This window comes from Paraconexibacter sp. AEG42_29 (assembly GCF_040581415.1).
GTDB lineage: Bacteria > Actinomycetota > Thermoleophilia > Solirubrobacterales > Solirubrobacteraceae > Paraconexibacter.
Map to the genome: position 1 here is coordinate 2,764,669 of NZ_CP114014.1, position 16,316 is coordinate 2,780,984.

Consider the following 16,316-nt stretch of genomic DNA (forward strand, 5'->3'; position numbering starts at 1 on the left):
GCCCGAGTCAGAACAGCGACGGGTCCGTCGCCGGCGGCTCCAGGCCGAGATGCGCGTAGGCGCGGTACGTCGCCACCCGCCCACGCGGCGTGCGCTTGATGAAGCCGCACTGCAGCAGGTAGGGCTCGTAGACGTCCTCGAGCGTGTCCGTCTCCTCCTGGACCGAGACCGCCAGCGTCGACAGCCCGACCGGCCCGCCCTCGAACTTGTCGCAGATCGCGTGCAGGATCTCGCGGTCCAGCCGGTCGAGGCCCATCCGGTCGACCTCCATCAGCTCGAGCGCGGCGTCGGCGACCGGCGCGGTGATGACGCCGCCCGCCTTGACCTCCGCGTAGTCGCGGACCCGCTTCAGCAGGCGGTTTGCGACGCGGGGCGTTCCCCGGGAGCGCGCGGCGATGGCCTCGGCGCCGTCGGGGGCGAGGTCGACGCCCAGGATCGCGGCGCTGCGGACGACGATCAGGCCCAGGTCGACGGTGTTGTAGGGCTCCAGGCGGTGCTGGATGCCGAAACGGTCGCGCAGCGGCGTGGTCAGGCGGCCGGCGCGGGTGGTGGCGCCGACGAGCGTGAACGGCGGCAGGTCGAGCGTCATGACCCGTGCCCCCGCGCCCTGCCCGACGGTGATCGGCAGCTTGCCGTCCTCCATCGCCGGATAGAACGTCTCCTCCAGGGCCCGCGGCAGCCGGTGGATCTCGTCCACGAAGAAGACCGACCGCGGCTCCAGGGCCGTCAGAAACGCGGCGACGTCGCCCTTGCGCTCGAGTGCCGGCGCCGCGGTGGCGACGCACGGGACGCCGAGCTCCTCGGCGAGGATCTGCGCGAGCGAGGTCTTGCCCAGCCCGGGCGGGCCGGCGAACAGCACGTGGTCCATCGCCTCGCCGCGGGCACGCGCGGCCTCGATCGAGACCGCCAGCTGATCGCGCAGGCCCTGCTGGCCGACGAAATCGGCCAGGCGGCGGGGGCGCAGCGAGGTCTCGGCGACGAGGTCCTCCTCGAGCACGCCCGGCGTCTGGATGCGCGGGAAGTCACTCATTTGCGCGACGCCGCGGCCTTGAGGGCGTGGCCGATGAGCTCCTCGGCGGACAGGCCGGGGGCGGCGCCGGACAGCAGGCGGTCGGCCTCGATCAGGTCGTAGCCGAGCTCGAGCAGGCCGTCGCGGGCCAGCAGGCGCGGGTCGTCCCCGCGCGACGCCGAGACGTCCCCGATCGCCGGCACCATCTCAGTCGGGACGCCGACCTTCTCGCGCAGCTCGACGATGATCCGCTCGGCGGTGCGCTTGCCGATGCCGGGGACGGCCTGGAAGCGCGCTGCGTCGCCGGCCGCGAGCGCGGTCACCAGCTCCCGCGGCGACCCGCCGGAGAGCACCGCCAGCGCCATCTTCGGCCCGACCGACTGCACGCCGAGCAGCATCGTGAACAGGTCCTGCTCCTCCTCGGTCGCGAAGCCGTAGAGCGCCATGCTGTCCTCACGGACGATCAGCTCGGTGTGGAGGCTGACCGAGCCCCCGACCGCGGGCACCTGGTCGAGCGTCGAGGCGGACACGGCGATGCGGTAGCCGACCCCGGACGCGGTCTCCACGACGATGTACCCGTCCCGGCGCGCCGCGACCTCCCCCGCGATGCGCGCGATCACGCCTGGGCCCCCGCGAGCGCGGCCGCCTCGAGCAGCGGCGCGTGGTTGCCGTGGCAGATCGCGACGGCGAGTGCGTCGGCGGCATGGTCGGGACGCGGGAGCTCGGTGAGCCCGAGAAGCGACTGCACCATGCGCCCCACCTGGTCCTTGCCGGCGCGGCCGGACCCGCAGACCGCGGCCTTCACCTGCTGCGGCGTGTAGCCGTGGCAGCCCAGCCCGCGCTGCCCGGCCGCGAGCAGGACGACCCCGCGCGCCTGCCCGACCGCCATCGCGCTGCCCACGTTGGCGCCGAAGTACAGCTCCTCGAGGGCGACGGCGTCCGGCTGGTGGGTGCTGAGGAGCTCGGCGATCCCGTCGAAGATCTGCTTCAGCCGCAGCTCCGGGCTGGTCTGCGCGGATGTCGTGATGACGCCCCCGTCGAGCGCCACGAGGCGGCCGGCACGCCGCGCGACCACGCCGAAGCCCGTGTTGGCGAGCCCGGGGTCGATGCCGAGGACGATCATGTGTTCGTATTCTCCAGGGCGGGCCGGATGCCTTCCGCCTGCCGCCTGGTCAGGGACGCTTGGACCGGCGCAGGATGGTGATCAGGATCGCGGACATCAGCAGCTCGAGCGTGAGCGCGGGCTGGAGCGCGTCGACCCCGCTGCCCGCGACGATCGCCGCGGGCGCCCCTGCGCCGATCACGGCGACCAGCGGCCACATGAGCAGCCAGCCGACGATCACGAAGCCGCCGCTGCCGCCCATGTCGCTGCCGGTGGCCATCGACAGGACGCTGACCGGCAGCCGTCCGCCGCGCCGCGCCGAGAGCGCTGCGGCCAGCGTCGCCGGGACGACGCCGAGGACGGCCACCACGGCCAGCGCGCCGGCGTCCGGAAGGGCGGAACCCGTCCCCACGCAGATCGCGACCGCGAGACCCGCCGCGACGAGCAGCAGCACCAGCGGCAGCACGACGTGGCCGACCAGGATGCGGCCCCACGGGAACGGCATCAGCAGGCGCGCGCGGCCGGGCATGTCGATCTCCTCCCGCAGCGGCTCCAGGACGCGCGTGGCGGCGACGTAGAGCAGCAGCCCGCCGATCAGGCCGGCGGTGGCGCGGTCGGACGCGGTCAGGAGCAGCGCGACGGCCCCGCCGGCGACGACCAGCGCCTCGGCCGCGCGGGCGGGCGTCCGGCGCAGTGCCGTGGCCCCGCGCCAGGCGATCAGCAGCTCGAGGCGGCCGCGGCCGGCGAAGTGCAGGCGCCCGGTCGCGCGCGGCGGCTTGCGGGCGGCGACGTCGCGCAGCGCCCGCCGCGTGGAGCGTGCGTCGAACCCGGCGAGGGACGCGGCCGCCCCCGCGCGGGCCTCGGCACGGCGCAGGTGTCGTTCGGTCGGGGCGTTGCCACAGCGCCGCAGCACGGCGGCGGCCGCGGCGGCGGCGGTCACCACCACGAGCGCGAGCCCGATGGGCCACTGCGCGCTGTGGACCGGCGTCACCGCCCAGCCCCAGGGCCCGGACCACAGCTCCACGTCCCGGACGGCGTCGTTCGTGCGCCCGAGCGCCCCTGCTCCCGCGCCGACGACGAGGACGACCCACGTCAGCGGACCGAGGACGCGCTCGACGCGCGCGGACGCCTGCACGCACCACGCTGCGGCGACCGCGATCACGCCGACGGCCCCCAGCGCGGCGATCAGCCCCGCCCCGCGGGCCGCGCTGATGCCGTCGTCGTGGCCGGCGATCCCGACGACCGCGACGGCGCCGAGCGCCAGCCCCACCAGCGCGCCGACCGCGAGCGCGAGCCCCAGGCGGCGGGCCGCCAGCCCGCGGCGGCTCAGCGGCGCGCCGAGCAGGTGGGCGACGTCCGCCACCGCGAAGACCACGGGGCCCTGATAGGCACCCCAGCGGGCGGTCACGACGACCCCGAGCAGGACGACCGCCGGGCCCCACGTGGCGGTCCCGTCGGTCGACATCACCTCGGCGAGCGCCGAGTGGACCGCGTCGAAGAGGCCCGTCCCGAAGATCGCGCAGGTCAGGACGAAGACGTAGACCGTCTCCGCGCGCTGGCCGAGCGTCGCGCCGGCCACCGTGCGGTCGATGTACCCGCGGACCGCCTTCAGGCGCTCGCGGCTGCCGGGCGCCCCGCCGCTGGCGCTCGAGACCAGCGGCTCGAGGTCGTGTGCGTCCGCGGCCTCTGCCGGCGGCGTGGTCACGGCGTCGCTCACTGCCAGCCGCGGGCGCGGGCCCGCTCGCGGACCTTCGCCCACGGTCCGGTGTCGAGGACGACCCCGTCCTGCAGGACGACCGCACGGTCGGCGAGCCCGTCGGCGAACGCGAGCTGGTGGGTCGTGAAGAGGACCGCCGTCCCGCCGGCCTTGGCCTCCTTGAGCAGCGTGCCCAGCAGCTCCTGCGAGGGCGGGTCCAGGCCGACGACCGGCTCGTCGAGGACCAGCAGCTGCGCGGGCCGGATCAGCGCACAGGCCAGCTGCGTCTTCTGCCGCATCCCGCGCGAGAGCTCGCGCGGGAGGAAGTCGCGCCGCTCCCCCAGCCCGAGGCGTTCCAGCAGCTCCGGGATGCGGGTGGTCAGCTCGTCGTCGGCGACGCCGTGCGCCAGCCCGACGAGCTCGAGGTGCTCGGCGACCGTCAGGTCGTCGTAGAGCATCGGGTTGTCCGGGACCAGCGCGAGCGCCGCGCGCGCCTGCTCGGCCTCCGGCTCGGCGTGCGGGTCGGCGCCGGCGATGCGCACGGTCCCCGACGTCGGCGCCAGCAGGCCGGCGATCACCCGGACGGCCGTCGACTTCCCGGACCCGTTGGCGCCGATCAGCGCGACGCACTCACCGGGCCGCACGTCGAGGGTCAGGGCGGCGAGGGCGTCCAGGCGGCCGTAGCTGTGATTGAGGGTCCGCGCCTGCAGGACCGGCGGGACCTTTGCCATTCGCGCGACGATATCCCCCGGCTCCTCGGGCTGCTCCGCCCCTACGGGTTTGTGAAGGAACTCTCAAGCCCCGTGCCGAGCGGTCGATAGGGAACGTGGCATGCGTCGCCGTCCCTTCGCCGAAGACCCAGAGCTGATCAGCCTGCGCGCGCAGCTCGCGGACGCCAACGAGCGCATCCGCGTCCTGGAGTCCGAGCGCACCGCGACCGCGACACGGGATCCGGCGACGCAGCTGCTCACGCGCGGCGCGTTCCGCGAGGCCGCCGAGCGGGAGCTCGCGCGCACGCGTCGCAGCGGGAGCCCCGCGACCCTCTTCGTCGTCGACCTCGACGGCTTCCGCGAGCTGAACGCCGCGCACGGCAGTGAGGCGGGCGACCGTGCGCTCGCTGCGGTCGCCGCGCAGCTGCGGGAGGTCACGCGGACGAGCGACATCGTGGGCCGCACCGGCCCCGACGAGCTCGCCGTCCTGCTGCCCGACACGGCGCTCCCGGGCGGGACGCTGTGCGCCGGGCGACTGGTCGACCGGCTCGACAAGGCCGAGCTCACCGCGCTGGGTCCCGTCACCGTCTCGGCCGGCGTCGCCGAGCACCGCCGCGGGCACAGCCTCGAAGCGCTGCTCAGCCGCGCCTCGGTCAGCCTCGACCGTGCCCGGCGCGCGGGCGGGGCCCGGGTCGACGACGGCGTCCTGCACGCCGGCCCGGGCGACGAGGAGTCCTTCCACAACCCCCACGCGGACGTCATCGAGGCGCTCGCGGTGACCCTGCTCGAGCGCGACCGCTACACGGGCGAGCACTCCGAGTCCGTCGTCGCGATGGCCCGCAGCGTCGCCCGCGGTCTCGGTATGCCGTCGAGCGACATCGAGCGCGTGGGCGCGGCGGCGCTGCTGCACGACATCGGCAAGGTCGCGATCCCCGACCACATCCTGAACAAGCCCGCGAAGCTCGACCCGCAGGAGTGGGAGCTCATGCGCGAGCACCCTGTGATCGGCGAGCGGATCCTGCGCGCGATCCCGGGCATGGGCACCGTCGCGCGGATAGTGCGGCACGAGCACGAGTCGTTCGACGGCTCCGGCTACCCTGACGGCCTGTCCGGCGACGCGATCCCCCTCGGCAGCCGCATCATCCTCGCCTGTGACACCTACCACGCGATGACCTCCGACCGGCCCTACCGTGCCCGCATGCCGCACGCCGACGCGATCCACGAGCTGGCCCGATGCGCCGGGACGCAGTTCGACCCCCGGGTCACCGAGGCGCTGATCGGCGTGCTGCACGGGCTGCGTCAGTCCGGCTCGCCGCTCGTGGCCTGAGCACGCGCGGTGCTCGTCCTCCGGCTCTCCCACCGCGGCGTTGCCGCCGCCGCCGCGCTGGCCTGCCTCGCAGGCACCGGCTGCGCGGCCCCGGCCGGGACCGCGAGCGTCGCCGCTTCAGCCACGGGCTCATCGGTCCGGGTGGCGCCGTCCACTCCCCCGCCCGGGTCGCGTCCGGACCGCGTGAGCCCGCTGCGCGACCGCAGCGGCCTGCATCCCGGGCTGACCGCCGTCCCGCCGGCCGAGCTGGGCAGCGCCCGCGCGCAGATCCGGCGGGTCGCCGTCGCCCCGCGGGTCGACGCGCCGGGGTACGACCGCGAGGCGGGCTTCGGGCCCGCGTGGACCGACGCCGTGGACGTCACGTGGGGCCGCGACGGCTGCAAGACGCGCGAGCAGATCCTGCACCGCGACCTGAAGGCGATCGACTTCCGGGCGGGGACCCGCGACTGCGTGGTCCTCGGAGGGATCCTGCAGGAGCCCTACACCGGCCGGACGATCGAGTTCAGCAAGTCCCGGCCGCAGGAGGTGCAGATCGACCACGTCATCCCGCTGTCCTTCGCCTGGGACCACGGCGCGGCCCGCTGGAGCGCGAGCAAGCGGCTGCGGCTGGCCGGCGATCCGCTGAACCTGCTGGCGGTGGACGGGGCGGCGAACCAGTCCAAGAGCGACAGCGGGCCGTCGGCGTGGCTGCCGCAGAACCGTCCGGTCCACTGCGCCTACGCCGTCCGGTTCGCCCTGGTCGCGCGGAAGTACGGGGTGACCGCCAGCGCGGCCGACCGCCGGACCATGCTCCGCGCGTGCGCCTGACCGGACCGCCGCGGGCTGACGGGCGCGCGACCGGGTGCGCGAGACCGGGTCGAGACCCCGGCTAGACGAATCTCTTCCAGACCGGCAGCCGGGCGCGATAGCTTTCCGGCCCATGGCGTCCTTCTCCCTCCAGGGATCGAAACTCCTCGTCGTGGACCTCGCCGGTGACAGCGTACGCGCGCTCACCGGATCGATGGTCGCCTACGACGGCGAGGTCGACTTCAAGAAGCAGTCGATGGGTGGCGAGGGGGTGATGGGCGCGATCAAACGCAAGGCCACCGGCGAGTCCCTGTCGTTCATGGAGATGAAGGGACGGGGCAAGGTCTACGTCGCGATCAACGCGAGCGAGGTGCAGCTCGTCCAGCTCCAGGGCGAGACGCTGTTCGTCGAGGCGTCCTCCCTGCTGGCCCTCGACATGTCGCTCAAGACCGGGACGAAGTTCACCGGCCTCGGCGGCGGGCAGACCGGCAACGGCGTCTTCACGACGACCGTCGACGGCCACGGCTGGGTCGCGTTCACCGCGGACGGCCCGCCGATCGCCCTGCGCGTGACGAACATGGACTCCGTGACCGTCGACCCGCAGGCGTACGTCGCCCACATGGGCAACCTGCAGCAGGACTTCGTCCAGGACATCAACTTCCGGACCATCGTCGGACAGGGCTCGGGCGAGACCTTCCAGCAGCGGTTCTCCGGCGAGGGCGTCGTGTACATCCAGCCGGCCGAGCGCGCCGGATTCGCGGGGGACATGTGATGAGCTGGACGCAGATCAACTCCAAGATGATCGAGGTCCCGGCGTCGGACGGGGTCCTCGCACGGCACGGCTCGATGCTGGCCTACAAGGGCGAGGTCGTGTTCGCCCCGACGGCGGGCAGCGGTGGCGTCGGCGGCTTCGTCGGGCGCATGGTCCGCGGCGAGCAGGTCTCGATGATGCAGGTGCAGGGCCAGGGCACCGTGCTCTTGGGCCACGCCGGCCTGAACATCGAGATCCTCGACGGCGGCGGCGAGCAGATCATCGTCGAGGCCGACCGGCTGCTGGCCTACGACAACTCCAAGCAGGCGGCGACCCGGTCGCTGTCGCAGGCGTCGGGCGGCGGGGGTGGCGGCGGCCTGCGCGGCGCGCTGCGCGGTGCGGTCACCGGCGCCGTGACGGGCCAGGGCATGTGGACGACCGTCCTCACCGGCCCCGGCGGCGTCGCCGTCCTGAGCCACGGCCCCGTGTTCTCGCTGCCGGTCGGCGGCGGCGAGGTCAAGGTCGACCCGCAGGCGTTCGTCTGCGCCGTCGGCCAGGTGAAGGTCGAGGTCAGCGCGAACGTCGGCTTCCGCGAGATGACCGGGCGCGGCTCCGGTGAGGGGATCCAGCTGAAGTGCAGCGGGTCCGGCAAGGTCTACGTCCAAGCGTCCGAGCAGAAGCTCTAGGGAAGAGGAACGTCATGCAAGGTGGAATCGACGCGCTCGACCGCAGCTCGCTGCCGGCGGCCGACAACATCAACCCGTACGCGTTCTCGATCGCGGTGAACGGCGAGCTGATCATCCAGAAGGGCAAGATGATCGCCTACTACGGGAACCTGAAGTTCGAGGCGCTCACGCAGTCCGCGTTCGCCTCGTTCGTCAAGACGCACTTCAACTCGCCGATGTACGCCGGCGACTTCGTGATCGTGACCGGCCAGGGCCAGCTGATCCTGGGCGACCGCGGGTTCGACATCAACAGCTACAACATCGAGGCGGGCAACCTGACCGTCCGGGCGGCGAACCTGCTCGGCTACGGCGGCGACCTGCAGCTGAAGCAGTCGATCATCCCGGGCTACGTGGCCCTGATCGGCACGGGCATCATGATCGCGGCGTCCCACGGCGCCGTGCACTTCATCGAGCCGCCGTGCCGCGTGGACCCGCAGGCGCTGCTCGGCTGGGCCGACGCCCCCTCCCCCTGCCATCACTACGACTACCAGTACGTGCAGGGCCTCATGGGCGCGCTCGGGTCGGCGATGGGCCGCTCGTCCGGCGAGGAGCACCAGCTCGACTTCGTCGGCGCCGGGACGGTCCTGATGCAGAGCTCGGAGACGATGGTGAGCGACGGCAAGCTGCTCCAGGTCCTGGACGGCCAGAGCGCGACGCTGAGCCTGCCCGGCATGCAGCAGCTGCACCAGCGCATCGGCGCCCGCATTCAGCAGCAGCAGTCCTCGCAGTACTGACGGCCGCGCCGGACCGCCCCTCGTCCGGTGACGGGGCGGTCCGGTAGCGTCGGTCCATGGCGACCTTCGAGGGCCGGTACCGCGCGCAGATCGACGAGGACTACGTCGTCTTCATCATCGGCTTCCGGCCGAACAAGCTGTGGCAGGCGCGGCGGTGGGTCCCGGTCGGCCTGGCGATGCCGCCGATGGTGCGGGAGCTGCGTGCGCAGGCCCCGGCGGCCGGGATGCTCGCCGTCAGCTACGGGATCATGTACGGGTCGCTGACCCTCGTGCAGCACTGGCGGTCCTTCGAGCACCTCACCGCGTACGCCCAGGACGCCGAGCAGCGCCATCTGCCCGCGTGGCGCCGGTACAACCAGGCGTGGCGCGGCAACAACGCGGTGGGCGTCTTCCACGAGACCTACCGGGTGCGGGCCGGCGAGTACGAGGCGATCTACGTCGACATGCCGCGCGTGGGCCTGGCCGCCGCGGGCGATCACCTGGCGGTCGGCAGCTCGACCACGGCGGCCGAGCGCATGGCGACGGGCTGACCACCGCTTGGCGGGGCGGGCGGGCGGCCGGCCGGCCGGAGGATTAGGCGGGCTGAGCCACACGATCCTCCGAGGACCGATTCCAGCGGCTCGGCTCAGGCGCGAGCGGGGAGCAGCGCCAGCGTCTCCGCGGCGATCTGCGCCCCCGCGCGCACGTGGCGCTCGGCCGTCACGCGGGCGGTCGACGGCACCGCTCCGAGGTCCACCAGCTCGGCGTCCGCCGGAACCCAGGCGACGTCGGCGGCGGCCATCAGGTCCACGTCCAGCAGCGAGTCCCCCGCCCCCACGACCGTCTCGACCTGCAGCCGGTCCCGCAGCCAGCGCACGGCGTGGCCCTTGCACAGCTCGTGCGGCAGGACGTAGAGCTTGCGGCCGTGCAGGACGGCGCGCCAGCCGATGGTCGCCATCGCGGACTGCGCGGCCGCGGCGAGGTCCGGCGGGATCCGCGCGAGGTCGAGCGTCGAGTACAGGAAGCGCTCGTCGCAGTCGCGCAGCAGCGGCATCCAGTCCACGCGCTCCGGGGCGCCGATCTCGGCCTCGAACAGCGTGCGGGCCTCGTCCAGCGGGGCGCTGGCGTGCAGCTGACGGGCGACCTCGGCCGTCCAGTCGGGGTCCTCGACACCGCGACGCATCACGGACGCCCCGTTCGCGCAGATCGCCCACTCGGTGCCGAGCTCCCAGATCGCCGTGATCCGCTCGAGCTGGGCCCGTGAACGCGTGGTCACGGGGACGAACGCCCCCGCGGCCGTCAGCGCCTCCAGGTCGGCCAGCGCGGCGTGCGAGGCCATCGTGATCCCGCGGCCGTCGTAGATCTCCACGACGCGGGCCTCCCCCTCCCACTCCGGCGGGAACGTCCGCGTCGGATGGATCAGGGTGCGGTCCAGGTCGCTGGCCAGCAGGACGGAGGTCACGCTCCGTCGCTCTTGTCGGCGATCAGGCCGAAGCAGGCGTAGACGTCGTTCTCGCGCTCCACGATCGGGACGCCGCGGTCGCGGGCCAGGACGAGGATGTGCTCGAGCCGGTCCGCATGCCGGGGGTCCACGAGGATGCGATCCGGCATCCGGCGCAGCAGCACCCGGGTCGTCTCCCCGATGCCGGGCTTGACGCGGTGCACGTCGTCGATCCCGTGCTCGGCCTGGACCGCCTGCACCTCGCGCAGCCCGCGGCCGTCGGCGGGGGCCAGGTCAGGGATACCGGCGAGCAGCGCGTCGACCGCGGACGCATTGCCGTCGAACTCCGCTGCAATCGCGTCGACGTACGCCCGTGACCGGTCCCGGCCGGCGAACTCGTGGTAGACCTTGACGCCGTGGAAGGCGCCCGGCCCCAGCAGGTCGGGGCGGATGACCGTCCGGCTGATCAGGCCGCTGACGGTGGAGTTCAGGCACGCGGACGGGATCAGCTCGTCCTCCCGCGAGGCGCACAGCTGCGCGACGTGGGCCGGGTCGGTCAGGACGGCCAGCGTCGCGGGGAAGTCCGCGCCGCCGGCGTCGCGGTACTCGCGCAGCGCCTCCTCGAGCTCCCATTGAATCGCCCCCTTGCCCGTCCAGCCGTCGACGAAGACGATCCGCTCGGCGGGGTACTGCTCGGCGAGGTAGTCCAGCGCGTGACGGTCCAGGCCGCGCCCGCGCACGATGGACACCGTGTAGTGCGGGGCGTCGATGCCGTCCCGTGTCAGGGCCCGCCGCAGCGCCACGCCGACCGGAGTCCCGGCACGGGCGAGGGACACCAGCACCGGCTGCGCGTGGTGCTCGGCGACGATGCGCCGGGCCAGCACCTGGGTCAGCAGGGCGATGCGCGCGGCCGAGCCGGCGAGCAGCCGTTCGAACAGCGCCTCGTACTCGGCGGTCGGCTGGTACTCGATCGGCAGCGACTCGGAGTAGTGGCCGCCGTTCTGCATCGCGGCCTCGCGCTCTTCGACGGGCCGCTCGAGGGACGGGTCGCTCAGCTCGGTGAGCAGCATAGTCACGTCGTCGGGGACGTAGGACCCGATGATGGGCGGGGTCGGGATGCTCATGCCATGGTCACCGCGATCAGCTCGCGGGCGCCGTCGCGGGCGAGGGCGGCGAGCAGATCCTCCCCGCGCTCACGGTGCTCCCGGTCGGGGAAGTGGACGACGACCGCGGGCCGCGACCCCGCGCGGACGTTGTAGGCGTAGCCGGGGACCCCGGGGCCGTCCGGGTTCGCGAACGCGAGGCCGGCGGTGATCGGGTATCCGTCGCTGCCGGCCACGAGGACGGGGCTGCGGGTGGTCGAGCTCGTCAGCGCGCCGAGCGCGGCGGCGTGGTGCTGCGCGGCGGCGAGGTGCTCGCCGGTGCCCAGGACCAGGGCGCCGGCGCCCAGGTCGCGCACGGGCGTGGCCGCGGCGGCCTGCGCGAACGCGAGGCGCTGCGACCGGTCCTGCCCCGCGTGCTGACGCGGACCGGGGCAGGTGACCTCGACCTCGCGGACCACCGCGTGCCGGGTCGGCGGCTGGGCAGGTGTCTGCGGGAGGGTGCCGCCGCTCCAGCCGGCCGGCCGGTCCGGCGTGGGGCCACGGCGTTCCAGCGCGATCACGTCGATCCGGGCCCCGAGCGCGGCCGCGGTGGCGTCCAGCGGGCCGTCGGCCCCGTCCGGGCGGCTGTCGACGAGCGCCGCGACGACGTAACGCTCCCGCGGGGAGACGCCGTGGATCGCCTCGACGAGGCGGGCCGCGGTGGCACCGGTGCTGAGCTCGTCGTCGACCAGGACCATGACGCCGTCCGGCCAGCCGCCTGCGGGCGCGAGCACCCACTGCTCCGGGGCGTGGGAGTGCACCTCGGCGAACGGCAGCCCGGCCGCGCCCTCGGCCCGGCGCGTGGTGGTCTGCCACCACACCGCGTCGGCGCCGGCCGCGACCTGCTCGCCGAGCGCCGTCGCGGTCTCGGCGAACCCGATGACCACGATCGGCTCCGTCGGCGCGGCCGGGGTCGCGGTGAGCTCGGCGCAGCAGCGCTCGATCGCGGCGGCGTCGGTGCCGAGCAGCGCCTCCTGGGCGGCGGCGGCGCGCGGATCGCCGGCGACGACCAGGCCGAGCGTCAGGCCGGCCAGGCGGCAGCGCGCCCCGGCGACCGGGACGTGCTTCCCGAGGACCGTCGACACCAGCAGGAAGGAGCGCTTCGGGTTCGACCGCTCGGCGATCAGGACGAGCGAGTCACCCACGGCGGGGATCCTGGAGCAGCGCCAGGAACGAGTGCTCCGGCTGCAGGACGCCGAAGGCCTGCGCCCGCAGCATCGTCCGGCGGGCCCACGGAGCGTGCGGCTTGGGCTCGTTCATGCGCTCGCCGCCCCGCAGCGAGCCGACGCCGTCGCCTGCCTCGACCGCGCTGAGCACGGCGCGGGCGCTCTCCCACTCCTCGTGGGAGACGACGTGCGCCGCATCGACGTAGGCGGCATGCGAGGGGTGGATGATCGTCTTGCCGTGCAGGCCGTTCGCACGATCCAGGAGCGTCTCGCGCAGCAGCCCGTCGAGGGCGGCGGTCACGAGCTCCAGCCGCACCTGCTGGCCCTGCTCGCCGAACTCGTCCTTGAAGGGCGTCTCCCGTAGGCGTGGCTTGAACACGCGGGCATCGCGGATGAACTCCCAGACGACCCCGCTGATCGCCACCGGCGACGGCTCGCGGCCCATGACGTTCACGACGTCGCCGATGATGTCGCGGACGACGCCGACGTCGTAGATGGTGAAGTCGCGCGGGCGCCGCAGGCCCCACAGGCCGGACAGGTCGGTGCCCCCGATCCGCACGCACGGGATCAGGTCGCTGTACGCGTCGAAGGCGGTCCGCAGCCCGGCCAGGGCCTCGCCGCGGGTCTCGCGCATCGCGAAGTCCTCGCCTTCGAGGATCGGCAGGATCGACAGCGCGCGGTCGCGGCCGGAACGGGCGGACGCGGCGAGCTCCAGGTACGGCGCCAGGCCCGCGGCGCCGATCTTGGGCGCGACGACACCGTCGAGCTCCGACTGCAGGTCACCCCACATGCCGAGCAGCCGCTCGAAGTGCTCGGGCGTCCGGACGCGGACGAAGATGAAGGGAAGCCCGGCGCGGCTGCCGGCCGCCTCGACCTTCTGCCGGACGGCACGCAGGACCTGCACCACCTGGGCCTCCCCGGCGCCGAGGTCGCGGTCGGCGATCGCGTCCTCCAGGCAGAAGACCATGGCGGTGATCGACGGCCACAGACCGCCCAGCAGGCGCTCGGCGGCCCGCGGCGAGTTCGCGGGCGAGTACAGCACGGCGCCGAGTGCGGACCCGAGCTCGCGCGCCGACCCGGCGGCCCGGAGCGCTCCGGGCCGCACGGCGAACAGCTGGTCCTGAACCTCGTCCCGCAGATAGGAGAACCGACGCAGGGCGGTGCCTGCGGTCAGCTCACTTGCTTCCACGAGTCCAGTTCATGCCCCAGCCGTACAGGTTGTCGAGGTCGCGGTGGCCGCCGACGTACTGCACCTCGCGCTGGACGACGTAGCCGCTGTTGCCGCCCTCGACGGTGCAGATGCTGCACATGCCCTGGCCGTCCTGCGCGCCGTCGAGCTCGATCTTGATCGGGGCGCCGCCGGGCGGGTGGATCGTGACGACCGCCGCCGCCTCCGACCACTTCTTGACGCCCTGGTAGATGAACGCGAAGACGGCCACCCGGGCGATCTGGGCGCTGTGCGCGTCCGAGATGAAGAGGTTCTCGCCGTCCGTCGCCGTTCCGGAGCGGTCGTCCTTGTCCAGCAGGATCCACGGCGCGCCGTCGAGCGACCCGAACGCGTTGCCGAGCGCCTGCACGACGCCCTTGCGCCCGTCGGTCAGCTCGAACAGGCAGCCGAGGTCGAGGTCGATGCCGCCCCCGCCGCCGGCCGCCGCCTGCAGCTTGTTCATGAAGCCCTTGCCGGCGGGCTTCTTGCCGGCCTGCTGGTCCCAGTTCAGGTTGATGCGGACCGGGCCGCTGCCGCCGCCGCCCTTGGTGAGGCTGACCTGCTCACCGCGCTTGGTGAGCGAGATGGGTCCGGACGGGGGCGGCGTTGCGCCGCCGCCCCCGCCGCCGGCGGACTTGGAAGGGCGCTTGGAGTAGTCGATCGACATGTGGGGCTCCAGGGGTGGGGTGCGAGACGTCAGGCGGGATGGAGTTCGGCGTCGTCGCGACGGTTCGCGACGACGGAGGCGGCGAAGGCGCTGATGATGAGCAGTGCGCCGACGAGCCCTGTGACGACCTCGGGAACATGGTGCTCGATCCCGACGAACAGGATCACGGCGAGCACGCCGATCGCCCAGTGCGCGCCGTGCTCCAGGAAGCGGTACTCGGACAGGACGCCCTGGCGCACGAGGTAGACGGTGAGCGTCCGGATGTACAGCGCGCCGAGCCCCAGGCCGACCGCGATCACGATGATGTCCTTGGAGATCGCGAAGGCGCCGATGACGCCGTCGAAGGAGAACGACGCGTCGAGGAGCTCGAGGTACATGAAGGTGGCGAAGCCGCCCTTCGCCACCACGCCGGCAGCGGCCGCAGCGGCCTGCGAGCCGGTCGGGCCGTCAGCGGCGGCCCCGCTGCTGCCGGCGTCCATCGCCACGGCCGGCTGGTCGTCGTCCTCGTCGAGGCCCTCGGGCTCGAGCCGGTCGGCGAGCCCGTTGGCCACGAGGAACGCCACGATGCCGGCGAGGCCGGCGACGAGGACGTCCTGCTCGGCCGCCGGGGCGACAAGCTGGCTGATCAGCAGCAGCGCAGCCGCGGCGATGGCCGGGACGATGCCGTCGACCGATCCGATCTTGGCGAGGATCCCCTCGCCCGGAAGCCAGTGGTGATCCTTCTCCTCGTCGAAGAAGAAGCTGAGGAAGACCATGAGCAGGAAGATGCCGCCGAAGCCCGCGATGATCGCGTTGGCGCCCTCGAGGTTGTGCGCGTAGACGTCGGGCTGGTTCAGCGCCTGGTCGACGACGGTCGGCAGCGAGAGGCCGGCGGCGACCGCGACGATCAGGATCGGGAAGACGAGCCGCATCCCGAAGACAGCGATCAGGATGCCCCAGGTGAGGAAGATCTGCTGCCAGTGCTCCGACATGTTCTTCAGGATCGCCGCGTTGACGATCGCGTTGTCGAAGGAGATCGAGATCTCGAGGACGGCCAGCAGGGCGACGATCGCACCGACCTCGGCGCCACCGATGATGGCGGCGGTGACGATGGCGATGACCGTCATGGCAAGCGGGACGCGGAACGTCTTGATCGGCGGCAACAGGGCTCCTAAAGCTCGGAGCGGGCAAGGCGCGTCTGGCGCCCGGCCCGCTCCGGGAGAGTCAACGAACGGTGGTGCGGAGGTTAGACGTTGACGCCGTAGTCCTTCGCGATGCCCGCGAGTCCGCTCGACCAGCCCTGGCCGACGGCACGGAACTTCCACTCCTCGCCGTTGCGGTAGACCTCGCCGAAGACCATCGCGGTCTCGGTCGACGCGTCCTCGGACAGGTCGTAGCGCGCGATCTCGCTGCCGTTGGAGTCGTTCACGATCCGGATGAACGCGTTGCGGATCTGGCCGAAGCTCTGCGAGCGGGTCTCCGCGTCGTAGATCGACACGGGGAAGACGACCTTCGCGACCTCGGCCGGGACCGTGTTCAGCGCGATCTTGATCGCCTCGTCGTCGCCGTCGCCCTCGCCGGTGAGGTTGTCACCGGTGTGCTCGACGGAGCCGTCCGGCGACTTCAGGTTGTTGAAGAAGATGAAGTGCTTGTCCGAGACGGCCTTGTCGGCCGTGTCCACCATGATCGCGCTGGCGTCCAGGTCGAAGTCCGCGCCGTCCGTCGTACGCGTGTCCCAGCCGAGGCCCACCAGGATGTTGGTGAGGCCAGGGGCCTCCTTGCTCAGCGACACGTTGCCGCCCTTGCTCAGCGAGACGCTCATCCGCTCTCCTAAATTGCTTGATCAGGTGTTGTCTCGGCCCGCTTTCCGGGCCGATCCGTCGAGGTGGTACCCC

The 16,316-nt window shown here is 73.1% G+C and carries 18 protein-coding genes; 6 read left to right on the forward strand and 12 right to left on the reverse strand.

What is annotated here, in order from left to right; translation table 11 throughout:
* Positions 1-7: 7 nt before the first annotated feature.
* The 5 genes from ruvB to DSM112329_RS13350 are packed head-to-tail and all read right to left on the reverse strand — an operon-like array spanning position 8 to position 4,538.
* Positions 8-1,030: a Holliday junction branch migration DNA helicase RuvB gene (gene ruvB / locus DSM112329_RS13330; RefSeq protein WP_354702311.1), complete on the reverse strand. Its 1,023-nt coding sequence runs from the start codon at positions 1,028-1,030 to the stop codon at positions 8-10.
* Positions 1,027-1,629 (reverse strand): Holliday junction branch migration protein RuvA, encoded by a 603-nt coding sequence (ruvA, locus tag DSM112329_RS13335; protein WP_354702312.1) that lies wholly within the window; start codon positions 1,627-1,629, stop codon positions 1,027-1,029. Before ruvA ends, ruvB begins: the two co-directional genes overlap by 4 nt.
* Complete coding sequence (ruvC, locus tag DSM112329_RS13340; RefSeq protein WP_354702313.1) at positions 1,626-2,132, reverse strand: crossover junction endodeoxyribonuclease RuvC; 507 nt, start codon at positions 2,130-2,132, stop codon at positions 1,626-1,628. The genes ruvA and ruvC overlap by 4 nt, the downstream gene beginning before the upstream one ends.
* A gap of 49 nt (positions 2,133-2,181) precedes the next feature.
* Entirely contained in the window at positions 2,182-3,828 is a 1,647-nt protein-coding gene (locus DSM112329_RS13345; protein ID WP_354702314.1) for a hypothetical protein, read from the reverse strand.
* Entirely contained in the window at positions 3,825-4,538 is a 714-nt protein-coding gene (locus DSM112329_RS13350; protein WP_354702315.1) for an ABC transporter ATP-binding protein, read from the reverse strand. Before DSM112329_RS13350 ends, DSM112329_RS13345 begins: the two co-directional genes overlap by 4 nt.
* Positions 4,539-4,638: 100 nt before the next feature.
* Between DSM112329_RS13350 and DSM112329_RS13355 the strand changes: the two genes are divergently transcribed.
* The 6 genes from DSM112329_RS13355 (at position 4,639) to DSM112329_RS13380 (ending at position 9,370) form a co-directional block, all read left to right on the forward strand.
* Complete coding sequence (locus DSM112329_RS13355; protein WP_354702316.1) at positions 4,639-5,844, forward strand: diguanylate cyclase; 1,206 nt, start codon at positions 4,639-4,641, stop codon at positions 5,842-5,844.
* A 9-nt stretch (positions 5,845-5,853) separates the two neighbouring features.
* Positions 5,854-6,651, forward strand: a complete 798-nt coding sequence (locus DSM112329_RS13360; protein ID WP_354702317.1) for a DUF1524 domain-containing protein — start codon at positions 5,854-5,856, stop codon at positions 6,649-6,651.
* Positions 6,652-6,763: 112 nt separating this feature from the next.
* On the forward strand, positions 6,764-7,402 hold the full coding sequence (locus tag DSM112329_RS13365; protein ID WP_354702318.1) for an AIM24 family protein: 639 nt from the start codon (positions 6,764-6,766) through the stop codon (positions 7,400-7,402).
* Positions 7,402-8,067 (forward strand): AIM24 family protein, encoded by a 666-nt coding sequence (locus DSM112329_RS13370; RefSeq protein ID WP_354702319.1) that lies wholly within the window; start codon positions 7,402-7,404, stop codon positions 8,065-8,067. The genes DSM112329_RS13365 and DSM112329_RS13370 overlap by 1 nt, the downstream gene beginning before the upstream one ends.
* 14 nt (positions 8,068-8,081) lie before the next feature.
* Positions 8,082-8,840, forward strand: coding sequence for an AIM24 family protein (locus tag DSM112329_RS13375; RefSeq protein WP_354702320.1), 759 nt, complete (start codon positions 8,082-8,084; stop codon positions 8,838-8,840).
* Between the two features lie 56 nt (positions 8,841-8,896).
* Entirely contained in the window at positions 8,897-9,370 is a 474-nt protein-coding gene (locus tag DSM112329_RS13380) for a DUF4188 domain-containing protein (protein ID WP_354702321.1), read from the forward strand.
* Positions 9,371-9,465: 95 nt separating this feature from the next.
* On the opposite strand, the gene DSM112329_RS13385 is transcribed toward DSM112329_RS13380, so the two are convergent.
* The 7 genes from DSM112329_RS13385 to DSM112329_RS13415 all read right to left on the reverse strand — a co-directional run bounded on the left by DSM112329_RS13385 (position 9,466) and on the right by DSM112329_RS13415 (position 16,243).
* Positions 9,466-10,281: an HAD family hydrolase gene (locus DSM112329_RS13385; RefSeq protein WP_354702322.1), complete on the reverse strand. Its 816-nt coding sequence runs from the start codon at positions 10,279-10,281 to the stop codon at positions 9,466-9,468.
* The gene (locus tag DSM112329_RS13390) at positions 10,278-11,384 is read right to left on the reverse strand and encodes a cysteine protease StiP family protein (RefSeq protein ID WP_354702323.1); all 1,107 of its coding nucleotides are present in this window, start codon (positions 11,382-11,384) and stop codon (positions 10,278-10,280) included. Before DSM112329_RS13390 ends, DSM112329_RS13385 begins: the two co-directional genes overlap by 4 nt.
* Positions 11,381-12,547 (reverse strand): phosphoribosyltransferase domain-containing protein, encoded by a 1,167-nt coding sequence (locus DSM112329_RS13395; protein ID WP_354702324.1) that lies wholly within the window; start codon positions 12,545-12,547, stop codon positions 11,381-11,383. The genes DSM112329_RS13390 and DSM112329_RS13395 overlap by 4 nt, the downstream gene beginning before the upstream one ends.
* Positions 12,540-13,757 (reverse strand): HpcH/HpaI aldolase/citrate lyase family protein, encoded by a 1,218-nt coding sequence (locus DSM112329_RS13400; protein WP_354702325.1) that lies wholly within the window; start codon positions 13,755-13,757, stop codon positions 12,540-12,542. Before DSM112329_RS13400 ends, DSM112329_RS13395 begins: the two co-directional genes overlap by 8 nt.
* Entirely contained in the window at positions 13,744-14,442 is a 699-nt protein-coding gene (locus DSM112329_RS13405) for a Tellurium resistance (RefSeq protein WP_354702326.1), read from the reverse strand. Before DSM112329_RS13405 ends, DSM112329_RS13400 begins: the two co-directional genes overlap by 14 nt.
* A 29-nt stretch (positions 14,443-14,471) precedes the next feature.
* Entirely contained in the window at positions 14,472-15,584 is a 1,113-nt protein-coding gene (locus DSM112329_RS13410; protein WP_354702327.1) for a DUF475 domain-containing protein, read from the reverse strand.
* An 83-nt stretch (positions 15,585-15,667) separates the two neighbouring features.
* Positions 15,668-16,243 carry a TerD family protein gene (locus DSM112329_RS13415; RefSeq protein ID WP_354702328.1) on the reverse strand — a complete coding sequence of 192 codons (576 nt, stop codon included), beginning with the start codon at positions 16,241-16,243 and terminating at the stop codon, positions 15,668-15,670.
* Between the last annotated feature and the right edge of the window lie 73 nt (positions 16,244-16,316).